Here is a 16,612-nt window from a genome sequence, read left to right as displayed (position 1 = left end):
GCTAGAGCGCTCCGATCTTTGCCGTAATGGTGAAGTGTTCGCCCTCCTGGCCGGGAACCTTGACCACGGGCGAGGCGAATTCGGGCGCCGAAAACAACGGCGAGGCGTCGAGCGGCTGGATCAGCTCGGCGGCGGAGGCCGAAAAGCCTGTAATGGTCAGGTCGTCGCCCTTGGCCGAAAGATCGGTCAGCCAGGTCGTGTCGGGAAGCAGGTGCGTCAGCTCGGCCCAGACGCGGACCAGCGACGCCGTCGTCTTCTTTTCCTGGCGGATTCTTTCGATCTGCTCGATGCCGGCCTGGCGCTTCTGCAGCGAGGTGCGTGCCGCCTTGGCCTGCACCTGCGCATCGGCGATCTGCGCGTCCAGTTCGGCACCCGCCTGCCAGCTGCGCCAATGCGCGTGAGCAAAGGTGACCAGCATGGCTCCGGCCAGGATCGAACAGGCCGCGATCCCTATAGTTCTGCGGCTCCGGTCGCCAGCGCTCGGCGGCCAGACGGCGGCGAGGCTGAGCGGATCGGCCCGCAGCACGCGGTGCGGCTGCAACAGCGATAGGCAGCGGACCGATCCACCAGCCCGGCGGACCGCTTCGAGCACCGCAGCAAGCGTCTTCGCCTTGACGACATGGTAGAAGCAGTCCTGCTCGGCGTGCCTGGCAAAGACGACATGCACCTGCGCCGGATCGATCGGCGTCGAGGCCAGGAGGTCGAGTTCGGCCATGTCCCGAGCCTGGCGAAGCGGCAGCCGCCGCGCCGCCAGTTGCCTGGTCAGGAACAGCCCGGGCTCAATGCGGATATCGAAGGTCGGCCGCTTGCGCCGAGGCCCGCCCTGGAGAAGCGCCAGGACCTCGTCCGAAGAGGCGTTGAGCGCCAACGGGATTGATTGGAACTCCGGCGCATTGGCCTCGCGGGCGCGGATGCCGTCATCGGCCAGGCTGACGATCCAGTCGCAGGTGGTGGCTTGCCTGTGCTTGGGCGCAAGCCGCGCCCGGACCCCTCGCAGCTCGTCGAGCCACCAGTCGAAAAAATCCAGAACCTGCGTGTTGAGTGTCGCCACAACCAGCCGCCCGCCAACCCGGCTGATTCTCGGCCGAGGTTTTCAAGATGAGATTACTACAAAAGCCGATTTGATGCGGATATTAGCGAAGGCGCGGCAGGCCGATTAGTCACAGCTTTTGTTGAGACCGAAGAACGACATGAAACCGCAGGCATTCCGATTTTTGGTCTTGAGCACCTCTGCTTTACTTCTCGGTCGGCCTGCCAAGCGGGTTCTCGTTCAGTCGATGGTTGAGCAACTGGTCGACTGAGAGGTATCGGAAGCCCCTTTCATTTCCCTGGTTCGGCATACAGGGTTGGAGGCATCAGGTGGAGGCGGTCCGCGTGGCGTTTGCGGCGATCCTCGGGTTCCTGACTGCCGTTTCGTCCAACAGTTCCGATTCCGGCAAGGCCGTGTCGAGGAGACTTGCGACGGCCAAGGAACTGCTGGCGCTTCGCCCGTGCGCATGACGACGGCCTGGTGTCGCAGGGCCTGCTGACTTCAGCCGCGCGGCATTAATCGCCGGTTTCAGCGAATGTCGGGATTGTTCGACCATACCGCATTGCACAATTCCTTCGCTTGGTCACAATGCAGGCATGGTCCGAACTTCTCTCGCCGTCCTGGTGATCGACGAAAACCGTATCCGCGCCGCGATCATCGAGGCGGGGCTGCGCGAGGCCGGGCATGAGCTGGTCACCGTCATCCATGACGTGAGCGGCATTGCGCGGCGGATCGCCGAGATCGAGCCTGACGTCATCGTCATCGATCTCGAAAATCCGAACCGCGACATGCTGGAAAACATGTTCCAGCTGTCGCGCGCGGTGAAGCGGCCGATCGCCATGTTCGTCGACCGTTCCGATCAGGCCTCGATCGAGGCGGCGGTCGACGCCGGCGTTTCGGCCTATGTCGTCGACGGGCTGCGGCAAGAGCGCGTGAAACCGATCCTCGACATGGCGGTGAGCCGCTTTAACGCTTTTTCGCGCATGGCGCGCGAACTGGAAGAAGTTCGCGGCGAACTCGAGAGCCGCAAGGTGATCGATCGCGCCAAGGGCATCCTGATGAAGTCGCGTGGCCTCTCCGAAGAGGCGGCCTACACGCTGCTGCGCAAGACGGCGATGAACCAGAACCGCAAGATCGGCGACATCGCCCAGAGCCTGGTGACTGCCGCCGGGCTGCTGGGACCGGCGGAGGACGAATGAGCATGGGCGCCGAGCACCAGATCACCGCCGGCTTCATGCCGCTTTTCGACAGCGCCGTGCTGGTCGCGGCCGGCGAGCTTGGCTTTGCCGCGCGCGAAGGCATCGAGCTTGCGCTGCATCGCGAGACGTCCTGGGCCAACATCCGCGACCGCATCGCCATCGGCCACTTCCATCTCGCGCATATGCTGGGACCGATGCCGCTCGCCTGCAATCTCGGGCTGACGCCGCTCGCTTCGGAGACCATCGTGCCGTTTTCGCTCGGGCTCGGCGGCAATTGCGTCACCATCTCCAACGCCGTCTGGGCCGGCATGGCGGCGCATGGCGCCGAACCCGATCTCGACCCGGCGCGTGCCGGTGCGGCACTTGGCGCGCTCATCCGCGAGCGTGCCGTGGCCGGTTACGACCCGTTGCGCTTCGCGGTTGTGCATCCGCATTCCGGGCACAATTACGAACTGCGCTACTGGCTCGCCGCCTGCGGCATCGATCCAGAGCGGCAGATCGAGATCGTCATCGTGCCGCCGCCTTTCATGGCCGACGCGCTGGCCGCTGGGCGGATCGACGGCTATTGCGTCGGCGAACCCTGGAACAGCGCCTCGGTGGCTGCCGGCACGGGCCATATCGTCACCGTCAAGGCGCAGATATGGCGCAACAGCCCGGAGAAGGTGATCGGCGTGCGCAAGGCCTGGGCGGACGAGAATCCTGCGGCATTGGCGGCACTGCTGCGCGCGCTGCATCACTCGGCGCGCTGGTGCCAGGATCCGGCCAACCATGGCGAGTTGGCCGCCGTGATGGCGCAGGCCGGCTTCCTCGGCCTGCCGCCTGCGATGCAGATGCCGATCCTGACAGGCCATCTGCAATTGGGTGGCGGGGCGGAGTTGGATATCGACGACTTCTTCCTGCCTTTCGACAAGGCGGCGAACTTTCCGTGGAAGAGTCATGCGCTGTGGTTCTACACGCAGATGGTGCGCTGGGGGCATGTGGCGCACACGCCGGAAAATCTCGCCATCGCCCGTGACTGCTACCGGCCCGACCTCTATCGTTCGGCGCTGAAGCCGCTTGGCGTAGCACTTCCCGGCGCCAATTCGAAGGTCGAGGGCGCGCTCAAAGCAGCAACCGCGGTCGGTGCGACTGGGGCCGGCCTGGTGCTCGGCCCGGACGGTTTCTTCGACGGCCAGATCTTCGATCCCCTTGAGATCGACGCCTATATTGCCGGACAGAAGTCGGCTCACACGAACGACTGATCATTTCCGCGCCACTCTTGTGCATTGCACAAAAGTTGTGCGTGCACCAGCGCTAATGAACAATCTTTGGCTTGCTCGCCCGGCGGGCCGGCGCGCCGACGATTGTGGCATCTCATTGATCTCATTGATGTTTGTTATCCATCCCAAAACTGGCATGGTTCCTGCTTTGTAATAGGCAGACTCTTCTCGGGGTCACGGAACAGGCGTCCAATGGCGGGCGCTACAGGCAAAGCTGCCGCTCAGGTCAACACGCGATCCCGGATGGACGGACGCGCGCGGCCTGGCCGGCGGCTTTTTTGTTTTGATCGAACACGCAATCAACGGCGCTGATCCCAAGCAGTGCCCAACGGGAGACGATGATGACGAAACGCATCAAGACCGAAGCCCCTCTCGAGGGTATGACTCGCCGCAATTTCCTGATGGCAAGTGCTGCCACCGCGGCAACCCTGGCGGCCGCGCGTGCGCTGCTGCCCTCCGGCGCCTATGCCGCAACGGCCGCTCCGGAAGTCACCGGCGCCAAACTCGGCTTCATCGCGCTGACCGATGCGGCTCCGCTGATGATCGCCAAGGAGAAAGGGTTGTTCGCCAAGTTCGGCATGCCCGATGTCGAGGTGCTCAAACAGGCCTCCTGGGGCGCGACACGTGACAATCTGATGCTTGGCGGCGCGGCCAATGGCATCGATGGTGCTCACATCCTGACGCCGCTGCCTTATCTCATGCACACCGGCAAGGTGACGCAGAACAACCAGCCGATGCCGATGGCGATCGTGGCGCGGCTCAACTACGACTGCCAGGGCATTTCGGTCGCCCAGGAATATGCCGGCACCGGTGTCGGCCTCGATGCCTCGAAGCTGAAGGACGCCTTCGCCGCCAAAAAGGCGGCCGGCAAAGAAATCAAGGCCGCCATGACCTTCCCGGGCGGCACGCATGATTTGTGGCTGCGCTACTGGCTGGCCGCCGGCGGCATCGATCCCGACAAGGACGTTTCGACCATCGTCGTGCCGCCGCCACAGATGGTGGCCAACATGAAGGTCGGCAACATGGACGTGTTCTGTGTCGGCGAGCCATGGAACGAGCAACTCGTCCACCAGGGCGTCGGCTTCACCGCTGCCACGACAGGCGAATTGTGGAAGGGGCACCCGGAAAAGGCGTTCGGCCTGCGCGCCGAATTCATCGAGAAGTACCCGAACGCCACCAAGGCGATCCTGATGGCCGTGATGGAAGCCCAGCAATGGTGCGAGGCCAGCGAGAACAAGGACGAGATGGCCGCCATCATAGGCAAGCGGCAATGGATGAACGTGCCCGTCGCCGATATCATCGGCCGCCTCAAGGGCGACATCAACTACGGCAACGGCCGCGTCGCCAACGGCACCGATCTCTACATGAAGTTCTGGAAAGGCGGCGTCTCCTATCCGTTCAAGAGCCACGATACCTGGTTCCTCGCCGAGAACATCCGCTGGGGCAAATTCGCGCCGACCACCGATCTCAAGGCGCTGGTCGACCAGGTCAACCGCGAGGATCTGTGGCGCGAGGCGGCCAAGGACCTTGGCGTCGCGGCAGCCGACATCCCGGCGTCGTCGTCGCGCGGCGTCGAGACCTTCTTCGACGGCAAGGTCTTCGATCCGGCCAACCCGTCCGCCTATCTCGACAGCCTGAAGATCAAGGCCTCGGCTTGACCGCCGCAGACGGCGCAGTGCGCCGTTTGTCGATCGCAAGTGCAACGGCGCCGCTTGCGCCGCTGCCGCACGCAAGCGGCGCTCGCGCCGCTTGTCGCAAATCCCGACCACGGAGTTTTTCCCAGACATGTCGATCCAGACTATCGAGGACACAAAGGTGAAGGCGTTCCCCGCGAAACCTGCGGCGGTGATCGCTTTCACCGCCAAGGCGCGGCGCCGCTTCGATCTGCTCGCCATCGCTGGCAAGTTGGCCAGGGCGCTGGTGCCGCCGGCCATCGTCATCGCCATCATGTTGGTCGTCTGGCAGATCGCCTGCTCGTCGCCGACATCAAGCCTGCCGCCGCCGAGTCAGGTGTGGAACGAGGCCTACGATTTGATCGCGCATCCGTTCTTCGACAATGGCCCGCAGGATATCGGGCTCGCCTGGCGCGTGCTGATCTCGCTGCAGCGCGTTGCCATCGGCTTCGGCCTGGCGGCGATCGTCGGCGTGGCGCTCGGCGCGCTGGTGGGCCAGTCGATCTGGGCGATGCGCGGTCTCGACCCGGTGTTCCAGATCCTGCGTACCGTGCCGCCGCTGGCGTGGCTGCCGCTGTCGCTGGCCGCGTTTCGCGATTCCAGCCCGTCGGCGATCTTCGTCATCTTCATCACCTCGATCTGGCCGATCATCATCAACACCGCCGTCGGCGTGCGCAACATCCCCGAGGATTACCGCAACGTCTCGCGCATCCTGCGGCTCAACCAGTTCGAGTTCTTCGTGAAAATCATGGTGCCGGCCGCCGCGCCCTACATCTTCACCGGCTTGAGGATCGGCATCGGCCTGTCCTGGCTCGCCATCGTCGCCGCCGAAATGCTGACCGGCGGCGTCGGCATCGGCTTCTTCATCTGGGACGCGTGGAACTCGTCGCGGCTGCCCGACATCATCGTCGCGCTCGCCTATATCGGCGTCACCGGCTTCTGCCTCGACCGTTTGGTCGCGGCGGTCGGCGCCTTCGTCACCCGCGGCACAACGGCAAAGTGAGGAGAGGGGCGATGACGGCCTATCTGAAACTCGACCATATCGACAAATCCTTCGCCCGCGGCAACCAGGTCAGCGAGGTGCTGAAGGACATCCGGCTGACCATAGACAAGGGCGAATTCGTCTCCATCATCGGCCACTCCGGCTGCGGCAAGTCGACCCTGCTGAACCTGATCGCCGGGCTGACCAAGGTGTCCGCCGGCGCCGTGCTGCTCGAGGACAAGGAGGTCGACAGCCCCGGACCCGAACGCGCCGTGGTGTTCCAGAACCACTCGCTGCTGCCGTGGCTGACCGTCTACGAAAACATCAACCTCGCCGTGTCGAAGGTTTTCGGTCGCTCGAAGAGCAGGGCCGAGCGGCATGAGTGGATCATGCGCAATCTCGATCTCGTGCAGATGGCGCATGCCAAGGACAAGCGCCCGGCGGAAATCTCCGGCGGCATGAAGCAGCGCGTCGGCATTGCCCGGGCGCTGGCCATGGAGCCGAAGATCCTGCTGCTCGACGAGCCGTTCGGCGCGCTGGACGCGCTCACGCGCGCCCATCTGCAGGACGCGGTGATGGACATCCATTCCAGGCTCGGCTCGACGACGATCATGATCACCCATGATGTCGACGAGGCGGTGCTGCTCTCCGACCGTATCGTCATGATGACCAACGGCCCGGCGGCGACCATTGGAGAGGTGCTTGCCGTGCCGCTGGCCCGGCCGCGCCGCCGCGTCGAACTCTCTTCCGACCGCACCTTCCTGCGCTGCCGCGAGGCGGTGTTGAAGTTCCTCTACGAACGCCACCGCTTCGTCGAAGCAGCGGAGTGACCGAAAAACAATCTGCATCGGCAATGGGCAGTATACCGCATTGCACAAATATTATGCTGCTGTGCAAGGCATTCTGACTAATCTTTGATCCGCTGCCGGGCTTGGTCAAACGTCGCGCGGCTGCGGTTCGCATTGATTTCTTTTGATAATTCAGATCGCCGTCGAATTGGCACGCTTCCTGCTTCTCAGAATGTAGGCCTGCAAGGGCCAAAGTGACACGGCGTCCAATGGCGGGCGCCACAAGCAAAGCTGCTGCTCAGGCCAATATGCGGTCCCGGATAGACGGACGCGGCGGCCTGGCCGGCAGCTTTTTTGTTTTGACCGAACACGCAATCGACGGCGCTGGTCCCAAGCGGCGCCCAACCGGAGACGACGATGACGAAACGGATCGGTACTGGCGCGTCCCTCGCGGACTTCGCGCGCCGCGACTTTCTGGCCAGCAGCGCGCTGACGGCGGCGCTGTTCACCGCTGCGCTCTTTCTCTTTCCCGCAGGCGCCAAGACTGACGGCAAGGGTCTCGAGGCGACCGCGCAAAGGTCGGCTTCAACCAGTTCGCCGATGCCGCGCCGCTGACAGCCGCGAACGAACAGACAAGGGCGGTGCCTCCCACGCCGCAAACCGGAGCCTGATAATGACCGCAAATCTCCCAGCCGCGCCGAGCCAGGACAATGCTTCCCGGCAGGCGCTCATGATGTCCACCATCGCCTTCACCGTCTGCTTCGCGGTGTGGACGATCTTTTCAATCATCGGCATCCGCATAAAGACGGAGCTTGGGCTGAACGAGACGGAGTTCGGCCTGCTCGTCGGCACACCAATTCTCACCGGCTCGCTCGTACGCATGCTGCTCGGCATCTGGACGGACCGCTTTGGCGGACGGCTGGTCTACACCGCGACCATGCTTGCGGCGGCGGTCGCGACTTTCCTGCTGGCTTTCGCGCACACCTACGGACAGATGCTGATCGCCGCGCTCGGCGTCGGGCTGGCCGGCGGCTCCTTCGCCGTCGGTGTCGCCTATGTCTCGCGCTTCTTCCCTGCCGGCAAGCAAGGTACGGCGCTCGGCATTTTCGGTGTCGGCAATGTCGGGGCCGCGGTCACCAAGTTCCTGGCACCGTTCGTGCTTCTGTCCTGGGGATGGCAGTCGGTCGCGCTGATCTGGGCGGCCGCGCTGGTCGTCATGGCCGTCGTTTTCTGGTTCACGACGGGCGACGACCCGGTCATTCGTGAGCGCCGCGCCGGCAAGGCGGCACCGGCGAGAAAGTTCTGGGAGGAATTCGCGCCGCTGAAGAACGTGCAGGTCTGGCGCTTCGCCTTCTACTACTTCTTCGCCTTTGGCGGGTTCGTGGCACTGTCGCTGTGGTTGCCGCGCTACTTGATCGGCGTCTACGGCTTCGGCATCGCGACCGCCGGCATGATCGGCGCAGCCTATTCGATCCCGGCGAGTGTCTTCCGCGCCTATGGCGGCGTGCTTTCCGATCGGATCGGCGCTCGCACCGTGCTCTATTGGACCTTTGCGGTGTCGTCCGTCGCGACGTTGATCCTGTCGCTGCCGCCCACGGATTATATCGTGCACGGCATTACCGGGCCGATCGCCTTCCACTTCGCCATCGGGCCGGTTGCTTTCATCGCCGTCGCAAGCGTACTCGGCTTCTTCATGAGCCTCGGCAAGGCTGCCGTCTACAAGCACATACCGGCCTACTATCCAGGCAGCGTTGGCGCAGTCGGCGGCGTTGTCGGCATGATCGGCGGGCTCGGCGGTTTCGTCCTGCCGATTGCCTTCGGCGCGCTCAACGACCTCACGGGCGTCTGGTCGAGCTGCTTCATGCTGCTCTTTGTCATCGTCGTCGCTTGCTTTGCCTGGATGCAGTTCAGCATTCGGCGGATGGAGCGTGCGGCATCTGCCGAAGCCCCAGCCCTTTCATACGCGGCTGAGTGAGACCGGAGCGGATCAGGAATATGACCGAAAAACTCGTCATCATCGGCAACGGCATGGCCCCTGGGCGCATGCTTGAGCATCTCTTGGAAAAGGCCCCCGGCCGCTACCAGGTCACCATCTTCAACGCCGAGCCGCGCGTCAATTACGACCGCATCATGCTGTCGCCCGTTCTGTCGGGCGAGAAGGCCTATGAGGAGATCATCATCCACGGCGACGGCTGGTACATCGCCAACAACATCACCCTCTACAAGGGCCACAAGATCGTTGCCATCGACCGGGAGGCCAAGACCATCACGTCCGATCATGGCGTCACCGAGCCCTATGACAAGCTTGTTATCGCCACCGGCTCGGTGCCGTTCATCATCCCGGTGCCGGGCCACAATCTGCCGGGCGTGCTGACCTATCGCGATCTGGATGACGTCCGGGCGATGATGCTTGCCGCCCAGTCGCGGGCCAAGGCCGTTGTCATCGGGGGCGGCCTGCTCGGCCTGGAGGCGGCAGCCGGGCTGAATGCGCAAGGCATGGACGTCACCGTGCTGCATGTCATGCCGACATTGATGGAGCGTCAGCTCGATCCGGCCGCCGGCTACCTCTTGCAGCGTGCGGTGGAGCAGCGCGGCATCAAGGTCATCACCAAGGCCAACACCCAAGCCATCACCGGCAACGGCAAGGTCGAGCAGGTGGAACTTGCCGACGGCACCATCATTCCGGCGACGCTGGTGGTCATGGCGGTCGGCATCCGACCGAACGCCGCAATCGCCAAGGAAGCCGGCATCGCCGTCAATCGCGGCATCGTTGTCGATGCCGGCATGCGCAGCAACGACCCCGATATTTACGCGCTCGGCGAATGCGCCGAGGTCAACGGTCAGGTTTATGGGCTGGTCGCGCCGCTCTACGAAATGGCGCGCGTGACAGCCAGCCAGCTCGCCGGCGACGAGGCTGCGGCTTTCATCCATTCGGACACGCCGACCAAGCTCAAGGTCACCGGCATCGAATTGTTCTCGCTCGGCGATTTCGCCGAGGGCGATGACCGCCAGGAGATCGTGCTGCGCGATGCCTCCGCCGGCGTCTACAAGCGCCTGGTGCTCAAGGACGACCGCATCATCGGCACGGTGCTCTATGGCGAGACGGCCGACGGCGCCTGGTTCAACGATCTGAAAAAGAAGCAGACCGATATTTCAGAGATGCGCGATACGCTCATCTTCGGCCAGTCCTACCAGGGGGGTGCCCCGCTGGACCCTATGGCGGCCGTTGCAGCCTTGCCGGATGATGCGGAAATCTGCGGCTGCAACGGCGTTTGCAAGGGAAAGATCACGGGCGCGATCACGGCCAAGGGCCTGACCTCACTCGACGACGTGCGCGCGCACACCAAGGCATCGGCCTCCTGCGGCTCGTGCACCGGGCTGGTCGAGAAGCTGATGGTGCTGACCATCGGTGACAAATACAATCCGGCGGCGGTGCAGCCGATGTGCGGCTGCACGACGCTTGGCCATGACGAGGTGCGCCGGCTGATCAAGGCCAAGAGCCTGAAGACCATTCCGGCGGTCATGCAGGAATTGGAATGGAAGACCTCTTGCGGCTGCGCCAAATGTCGGCCGGCGCTCAACTACTATCTCGTCTGCGACTGGCCGGACGACTATGCCGACGACTACCAGTCGCGCTTCATCAACGAGCGCGTCCACGCCAACATCCAGAAGGACGGCACCTATTCGGTGGTACCGCGCATGTGGGGGGGTGTCACAAACGCTGCCGAACTGCGCGCCATTGCCGACGTCGTCGACAAGTTCGAGATCCCGATGGTCAAGGTCACCGGCGGCCAACGCATCGACATGCTCGGCATCCGCAAGGAGGACCTGCCGGCCGTGTGGGCGGATCTCGGCCAGGCCGGCTTCGTCTCGGGCCATGCCTACGCCAAGGGCCTGCGCACCGTGAAGACCTGTGTCGGCTCCGACTGGTGCCGCTTCGGCACGCAGGATTCGACGGGGTTTGGCGTCCGCATCGAAAAATTCATGTGGGGCTCGTGGACCCCGGCCAAGGTCAAGATGGCGGTGTCGGGCTGTCCGCGCAACTGCGCCGAGGCGACCTGCAAGGATGTCGGCGTCATCTGCGTCGACAGTGGCTACGAGATCCATTTTGCCGGGGCTGCCGGCCTCGACATCAAGGGCACCGAAGTGCTCGGACTGGTCAAGACCGAGGACGAGGCGCTGGAGCACATCGTGGCGCTGACACAGATGTACCGGGAGCAGGGCCGTTATCTCGAGCGCATCTACAAATGGGCCAAGCGCGTCGGCATCCCCGAGATCAAGCGCCAGATCATGGACGATGGGGACAAGCGCAAGGCCTATTACGACCGCTTCGTCTTCAGCCAGAAATTCGCCCAGGTCGATCCATGGTCGGAGCGCGTGTCCGGCAAGGACAAGCACGAATTCCGGCCGATGGCCTCGGTCGGCTTTGCGCAGGCGGCGGAGTGACAATCATGAACTGGATCGCCATTGGCTCCATCTCCGACATCCCGCGCCGCGGCGCCCGCTGCGTCGCCACGCCCGAGGGGAAAATCGCTGTCTTCCGCACCGCCGACGATCAGGTCTACGCCATCGATGACCATTGTCCGCACAAGGGTGGACCGCTCAGCCAGGGCATCGTGCATGGCACGGCCGTGACCTGTCCCTTGCACAATTGGGTGATTTCGCTGGAGACGGGCAAGGCGCTCGGCGCTGACGAGGGCGCGGTGCGGACCATTCCAGTGCGGGTCGAGGGCGAGCATCTGTTCATTGCGCTGGAAGCGCTGGCGAGCCGCGCGGCCTGACACATGGAAATTGAAGAAGCGCGCGAGGTGAGGACCACCTGCCCCTATTGCGGGGTGGGCTGCGGCGTGCTGGCGAAGGTCGCCGCGGATGGGCAAGTGTCCGTCCGCGGCGACCCCAACCATCCGGCCAATTTCGGCCGGCTCTGCTCCAAGGGTTCGGCACTGGCCGAGACCGTCGACCTTGACGGCAGGCTGCTTCATCCGGAGATCCACGGCCGCCGCGCCGGCTGGGACGAGGCGCTCGACCTCGTCGCCTCGACCTTCTCGCAAACCATCGCCGAGCACGGCCCGGATTCGGTTGCCTTCTATGTCTCCGGCCAGTTGCTGACCGAAGACTATTACGTCGCCAACAAGCTGATGAAAGGTTTTGTCGGCTCGGCCAACATCGACACCAATTCGCGCCTGTGCATGGCCTCCTCGGTCGCCGGCCATCGCCGTGCCTTCGGCGCCGATACGGTGCCGGGAACCTACGAGGATCTGGAGCTTGCCGACCTTATCGTGCTGGTCGGCTCCAACCTCGCCTGGTGCCATCCCGTGCTCTACCAGCGCATCGCGGCGGCCCGGGAAAAGCGGCCGGAGATGAAGATCGTGCTGGTCGATCCGCGTCGCACGATGACCGCAGACATCGCCGACATGCACCTGGCGATCGCGCCGGATGGCGACGTCGCCCTGTTCACTGGCTTGCTGGCCTATCTCGGCCAGCACAATGCGCTCGACCGCCCCTATATCACGGCTCATACGACCGGCTTCGGGCAGGCTCTTTTCGCAGCCTCCGCGTCCGACCTTGCCGAGGTCGCCGCCTCCACGGGCCTGAGCGAGGACGAGCTTGGCCGCTTCTACAGCCTGTTTTCGGCGACCGCGAAAACGGTGACCGTCTACAGCCAGGGCGTGAACCAGTCATCCTCGGGCACCGACAAGGTCAACGCCATCATCAACTGCCATCTCGCGACCGGCCGCATCGGTAAGCCCGGGGCAGGGCCATTTTCGGTGACCGGCCAGCCCAACGCCATGGGCGGCCGCGAGGTCGGCGGCATGGCCAACATGCTGGCCGCCCACATGGAAGTCGAAAACCCGGAACATCGCGATCGCGTGCAGCGATTCTGGAATGCACCGACCATTGCCCGAAAGCCCGGCCTGAAGGCGGTCGAGATGTTCCAGGCGCTGGCCGATGGGCGGATCAAGGCGCTGTGGATCATGGCCACCAACCCGGTCGATTCGATGCCGGACGCCGACGCCGTCGAAGCGGCAATCAAGGGCTGCCCGTTCGTCGTGGTGTCGGACGTGTTGGCCCAGACCGACACCGTGCGCCACGCCCATGTGCGGCTGCCCGCCGCCGCCTGGGGCGAAAAAGACGGCACCGTCACCAATTCCGAGCGTCGCATCTCGCGCCAGCGTGCTTTTTTGGACCTGCCCGGAGAAGTGCTGCCGGACTGGCGGATTGTTGCCGAGGTCGGCAAGCGGATGGGTTTTGGCGAGGCGTTTTCCCATGCCACGCCGGCGGAGGTATTTGCGGAGCATTCCGCGCTGTCGGGGTTCGAGAACGATGGTGCGCGGGATTTCGATATTGGAGCTTATGCCGGGGTTGATGCGGAGGCGTATGAGGCGCTTGAGCCGTTCCAGTGGCCGGCGCCGAGCCAAGGCGCCCCCCTCTGGCCTGCCGGCCATCTCCCCCGCAAGGGGAGAGATCAGACGGCATCCCTGCCTTCGCCAATCACCAACGTGGCAAGAATGGCGGCAACGCCTGAACCGCTAATCTCCCCCCTTGCGGGGGAGATGGCCGGCAGGCCAGAGGGGGGTGTTCAAGCTGGACGTCAGCCAGAGGAGAGTGCTCACGCCGCACCTGGCCCTTCCACTACCCGCTTCTTCGCCAACGGCAATTTCTACACACCCGACCGCAAGGCGCGCTTCATTGCCATCCGCCCCACTACAGAAATCCGCACCAGCCCGGACTATCCGCTGATCCTCAACACCGGCCGTATCCGCGACCATTGGCACACCATGACGCGGACGGGGAAAAGCCCGCGGCTTTCCCAGCACATCGCCGAGCCCTTCGTCGAAATCCACCCGGCGGATGCCGCGCTTTACGGCATCGGCGACGCCGACATCGCACGCGTTTCCACGCCGCGCGGCGAGGTACTGGTGCGCGCGCTGGTGACGGCGCGCCAGCGCCAGGGCAGCCTGTTTGCACCGATGCATTGGACCGATCAGTTTGCGGCAAAGGGCAGGCTCGATGCGCTGACCGCGCCGCTGACCGACCCGATTTCCGGCCAGCCGGCGCTGAAACATGTCGCGGCGCGCATCGAGAAATTCGCCGCGAAAGCCTTCGGCTTCGCAGTGACGCGGCAGAGGCCGGAGCCCGACAAGGCGGGCTACTGGGCCGTGGCCAAATGCAAAGGCGGCTGGCGGGTCGAGCTTGCCTTTGGCGATGACGACATCGACTGGGCCGGCTTCGCCGGCTCCTTGTTCGGCACGTCACCGGGCGCCGAAATCCTCGCCTATCATGACCGCGACGCCGGCCAGCATCGCATCGCTGCCTTCGACGGCGATCAATTGTCCGGGGCCTTGTTCGTCGCGCCCGGTCCGGTTGCCGTTTCGCGTGGTTGGGCGGCGGAACAGTTGAGTGCCGATCATGTCGACCGGCGCGGCAGGCTGGCGATCGTGGCCGGGCGGCCCGGCGGGATCGACGCCGACCGCGGCGCCATCGTCTGCTCCTGTTTCGGCGTCGGCGCCAACCAGATCGCGGAAGCGGTGCGCCAGGGTTGCGGCAGCGTCGCGGCAATCGGCGCGGCGCTGCATGCCGGAACGAATTGCGGCTCCTGCCGCGCCGAAATCAGGGTTATCGTCGACGCACAAACTCTTCAGGCAGCCGAGTGACGAGCGCCGGAGCGGGCCGCGAAGAGTGCGCCCGACCGCTGCCGCCCGCTCGAAACCAAAAGGATCTGCGCCGCGGCGCCAGTTGGGCTAAGATGGCACAAGCGTGCAGCACCGAGCACGAATCCTCTTCAGTCAGGGTCACCCAATGGCTAATCCCCCGCGCCGACCGACAAATCCGATGACGGCCGCCGAGGCCGCCTTCAAGCCGGTGAAGAAGCCGGCTGCTCCGGTTCGTGAGCCCTCGGCCGCTCCAGGTGTCAGGGAGCTTGTTTCGATCCGGATCGACCGAGCCGTTCTGGATTATTTCCAGGAGGATGGACCCGGCTGGCAGGATCGCATCAACGACGCCTTGCGGCAGGTGATAGAAGGCAAGCCGACTGCCGGCGGTTCGGAAGACGAGTAGAGACCGTTGCGTCGCAAAGGTCGCGGCATCCTTGGCGATTTTCTGCGCGGCATGGCAGAACAGGACAACCGTCCTGTATTCGACAAACCGGGCGCGGACGCCGGCGCTTATTGGTCGGCGGCCTGACGCGCCGGCAGGCATGCGTTGATCTAAGACCGGATCCCCGGAGGAATATCATCGGCGGACGCTTTGGTCTGGCGGTCGAAAACGACTGCCAAACCCTTCTTGACAGCATGCGAGGCGACCATGTCGTCAAGTTCGCGATCGGGAATGGCGGGTTTGAGGACCTGCCGGATGGCCCGATAGGCGTGTTCGGTCGACACATAGTCGTGGCGCTTTTTGCGCGCTTCCACATACTGCTCGATGAGAATGCCCAATCGGCGGGCGGCGACAGAGTCTGGTTGCTGCTGCAAAGGAGCCTCCTCAAGCGTCAATGGTTTGCAGACGCCAAGGGATGTAAAAACCCACGCCGCGAAAGTTAAGACCTGCGTCCGGTTCGAGGCCAAATAAAATGTGCCGTCGACATTGACGACAAGGGTGCTCCTGCGGCGAATGATGCCATCAGCAGCGCAGCTGAAGTACTTTGTATATGCTTGTATACGCAACATGATATGATAGCCTCGAAACCGAAGCCGGCACAGCAAGGAGGATCACATGCGCAATGCTTCTCTCTTCGATCTCTCCGGCAGGAAGGCGCTTGTCACCGGCGCAAGCCGCGGCATCGGGCGCAGCATCGCCGAGGCGCTGAGCGCAGCCGGCGCCGACGTCGCGGTCACGGCCCGCGGCCTGGCTTCGCTTGAGGCGACGACGACAGCCATCCGCGCGGCCGGCGGGGTGGCGCACGCCATCGCACTTGACGTCACCGATGTCGAGCGGTGCCGGGCAGCAACCGCCGAGGCCGCCGGCCTGCTTGGCGGTCTCGATATTCTCGTCAACAATGCCGGGATGGAGGAGGTGCGGCCCTCGCTCGATGTCGATGAGGCGCTGTGGGACAGGATCGTCGATACAAATCTGAAGGGAGCGTTCTTCTGTGCCCAGGCCGCCGCACGGCAGATGCGGGACGCCGGCTGTTCCGGCGCCATCATCAATTTGTGTTCGCTGACATCGGAAGTCGGAATCCCCACGGCGGTGCCGTATGGCTCTTCGAAGTCGGGTCTGCTCGGCATGACGCGGGCGCTGGCGGCGGAGTGGGCGGAGCTTGGCATCCGGGTCAACGCCATTGCGCCGGGCTATTTCAGGACGGCGATGACCGACGTGTTTTACAGCAGCGAAGCATGGCAGCAGTCGATGCTGGCCAAGATTCCGCAGCGCCGCTTCGGCGATCTCCACGACCTGCACGGCATCGCGGTGTTCCTTGCTTCGGATGCCGCGGCCTACATCACCGGCCAGTCCATCCCGGTCGATGGCGGCTTTCTCGCCTCGATCTGATGGAGCAGTTTGCCTCGGCAGTTTCGATCGGAAGGACGGTGGAAAAATTGCTGGCGACCGTCATACGTACATGTATATACTTTATGTCCGGGCGAAGCCTCGCGATGGCTTTGATCCTCGTCCCGGGTCGACCCGTCGGCCCGCCGAAAGATGGCCGACCAGCCGTCATTGCGTTCGAAAAGTCCCAGGAGAACC

14 protein-coding genes are annotated in these 16,612 nt (G+C 64.1%); 12 read left to right on the top strand and 2 right to left on the bottom strand.

What is annotated here, in order from left to right:
* Position 1 precedes the first annotated feature (1 nt).
* A complete protein-coding gene (locus NKI20_RS15580) occupies positions 2-1,051 on the bottom strand; it encodes a PilN domain-containing protein (protein ID WP_352831751.1) in 1,050 nt (349 codons plus the stop codon).
* A gap of 575 nt (positions 1,052-1,626) precedes the next feature.
* Between NKI20_RS15580 and NKI20_RS15575 the strand changes: the two genes are divergently transcribed.
* The 11 genes from NKI20_RS15575 to NKI20_RS15525 all read left to right on the top strand — a co-directional run bounded on the left by NKI20_RS15575 (position 1,627) and on the right by NKI20_RS15525 (position 14,989).
* Positions 1,627-2,229, top strand: coding sequence for an ANTAR domain-containing response regulator (locus NKI20_RS15575; protein ID WP_023759600.1), 603 nt, complete (start codon positions 1,627-1,629; stop codon positions 2,227-2,229).
* A 2-nt stretch (positions 2,230-2,231) separates the two neighbouring features.
* Positions 2,232-3,470: a CmpA/NrtA family ABC transporter substrate-binding protein gene (locus tag NKI20_RS15570; protein WP_352831788.1), complete on the top strand. Its 1,239-nt coding sequence runs from the start codon at positions 2,232-2,234 to the stop codon at positions 3,468-3,470.
* A 359-nt stretch (positions 3,471-3,829) separates the two neighbouring features.
* Positions 3,830-5,146, top strand: coding sequence for a CmpA/NrtA family ABC transporter substrate-binding protein (locus NKI20_RS15565; RefSeq protein WP_352831748.1), 1,317 nt, complete (start codon positions 3,830-3,832; stop codon positions 5,144-5,146).
* Between the two features lie 127 nt (positions 5,147-5,273).
* The gene (gene ntrB, locus NKI20_RS15560) at positions 5,274-6,164 is read left to right on the top strand and encodes a nitrate ABC transporter permease (RefSeq protein WP_352606453.1); all 891 of its coding nucleotides are present in this window, start codon (positions 5,274-5,276) and stop codon (positions 6,162-6,164) included.
* Positions 6,165-6,175: 11 nt separating this feature from the next.
* Positions 6,176-6,973 (top strand): ABC transporter ATP-binding protein, encoded by a 798-nt coding sequence (locus NKI20_RS15555; protein ID WP_352831746.1) that lies wholly within the window; start codon positions 6,176-6,178, stop codon positions 6,971-6,973.
* A gap of 375 nt (positions 6,974-7,348) precedes the next feature.
* Positions 7,349-7,546 carry a hypothetical protein gene (locus NKI20_RS15550; protein ID WP_352831744.1) on the top strand — a complete coding sequence of 66 codons (198 nt, stop codon included), beginning with the start codon at positions 7,349-7,351 and terminating at the stop codon, positions 7,544-7,546.
* A gap of 58 nt (positions 7,547-7,604) precedes the next feature.
* Entirely contained in the window at positions 7,605-8,906 is a 1,302-nt protein-coding gene (locus tag NKI20_RS15545; protein ID WP_352831742.1) for an MFS transporter, read from the top strand.
* 20 nt (positions 8,907-8,926) lie between these two features.
* Positions 8,927-11,377 (top strand): nitrite reductase large subunit NirB, encoded by a 2,451-nt coding sequence (nirB, locus tag NKI20_RS15540; RefSeq protein WP_352831740.1) that lies wholly within the window; start codon positions 8,927-8,929, stop codon positions 11,375-11,377.
* 5 nt (positions 11,378-11,382) lie between these two features.
* Complete coding sequence (gene nirD, locus NKI20_RS15535; protein ID WP_352606443.1) at positions 11,383-11,712, top strand: nitrite reductase small subunit NirD; 330 nt, start codon at positions 11,383-11,385, stop codon at positions 11,710-11,712.
* Positions 11,713-11,715: 3 nt separating this feature from the next.
* Positions 11,716-14,586, top strand: coding sequence for a nitrate reductase (locus NKI20_RS15530; RefSeq protein ID WP_352831739.1), 2,871 nt, complete (start codon positions 11,716-11,718; stop codon positions 14,584-14,586).
* Positions 14,587-14,731: 145 nt separating this feature from the next.
* Complete coding sequence (locus NKI20_RS15525) at positions 14,732-14,989, top strand: BrnA antitoxin family protein (RefSeq protein WP_352606440.1); 258 nt, start codon at positions 14,732-14,734, stop codon at positions 14,987-14,989.
* A gap of 149 nt (positions 14,990-15,138) precedes the next feature.
* Here the strand turns inward: NKI20_RS15525 and NKI20_RS15520 are convergent, their stop codons facing one another.
* Entirely contained in the window at positions 15,139-15,597 is a 459-nt protein-coding gene (locus NKI20_RS15520; RefSeq protein ID WP_352606438.1) for a hypothetical protein, read from the bottom strand.
* Positions 15,598-15,643: 46 nt separating this feature from the next.
* Between NKI20_RS15520 and NKI20_RS15515 the strand changes: the two genes are divergently transcribed.
* Positions 15,644-16,417 (top strand): SDR family NAD(P)-dependent oxidoreductase, encoded by a 774-nt coding sequence (locus NKI20_RS15515; protein ID WP_352831737.1) that lies wholly within the window; start codon positions 15,644-15,646, stop codon positions 16,415-16,417.
* Positions 16,418-16,612: the final 195 nt, after the last annotated feature.

The organism is Mesorhizobium sp. M0830, assembly GCF_040319965.1.
Lineage (GTDB): Bacteria > Pseudomonadota > Alphaproteobacteria > Rhizobiales > Rhizobiaceae > Mesorhizobium.
The sequence above is the reverse complement of the archived record's forward strand: the minus strand, read 5'-3'. Positions and strand labels throughout refer to the sequence as shown.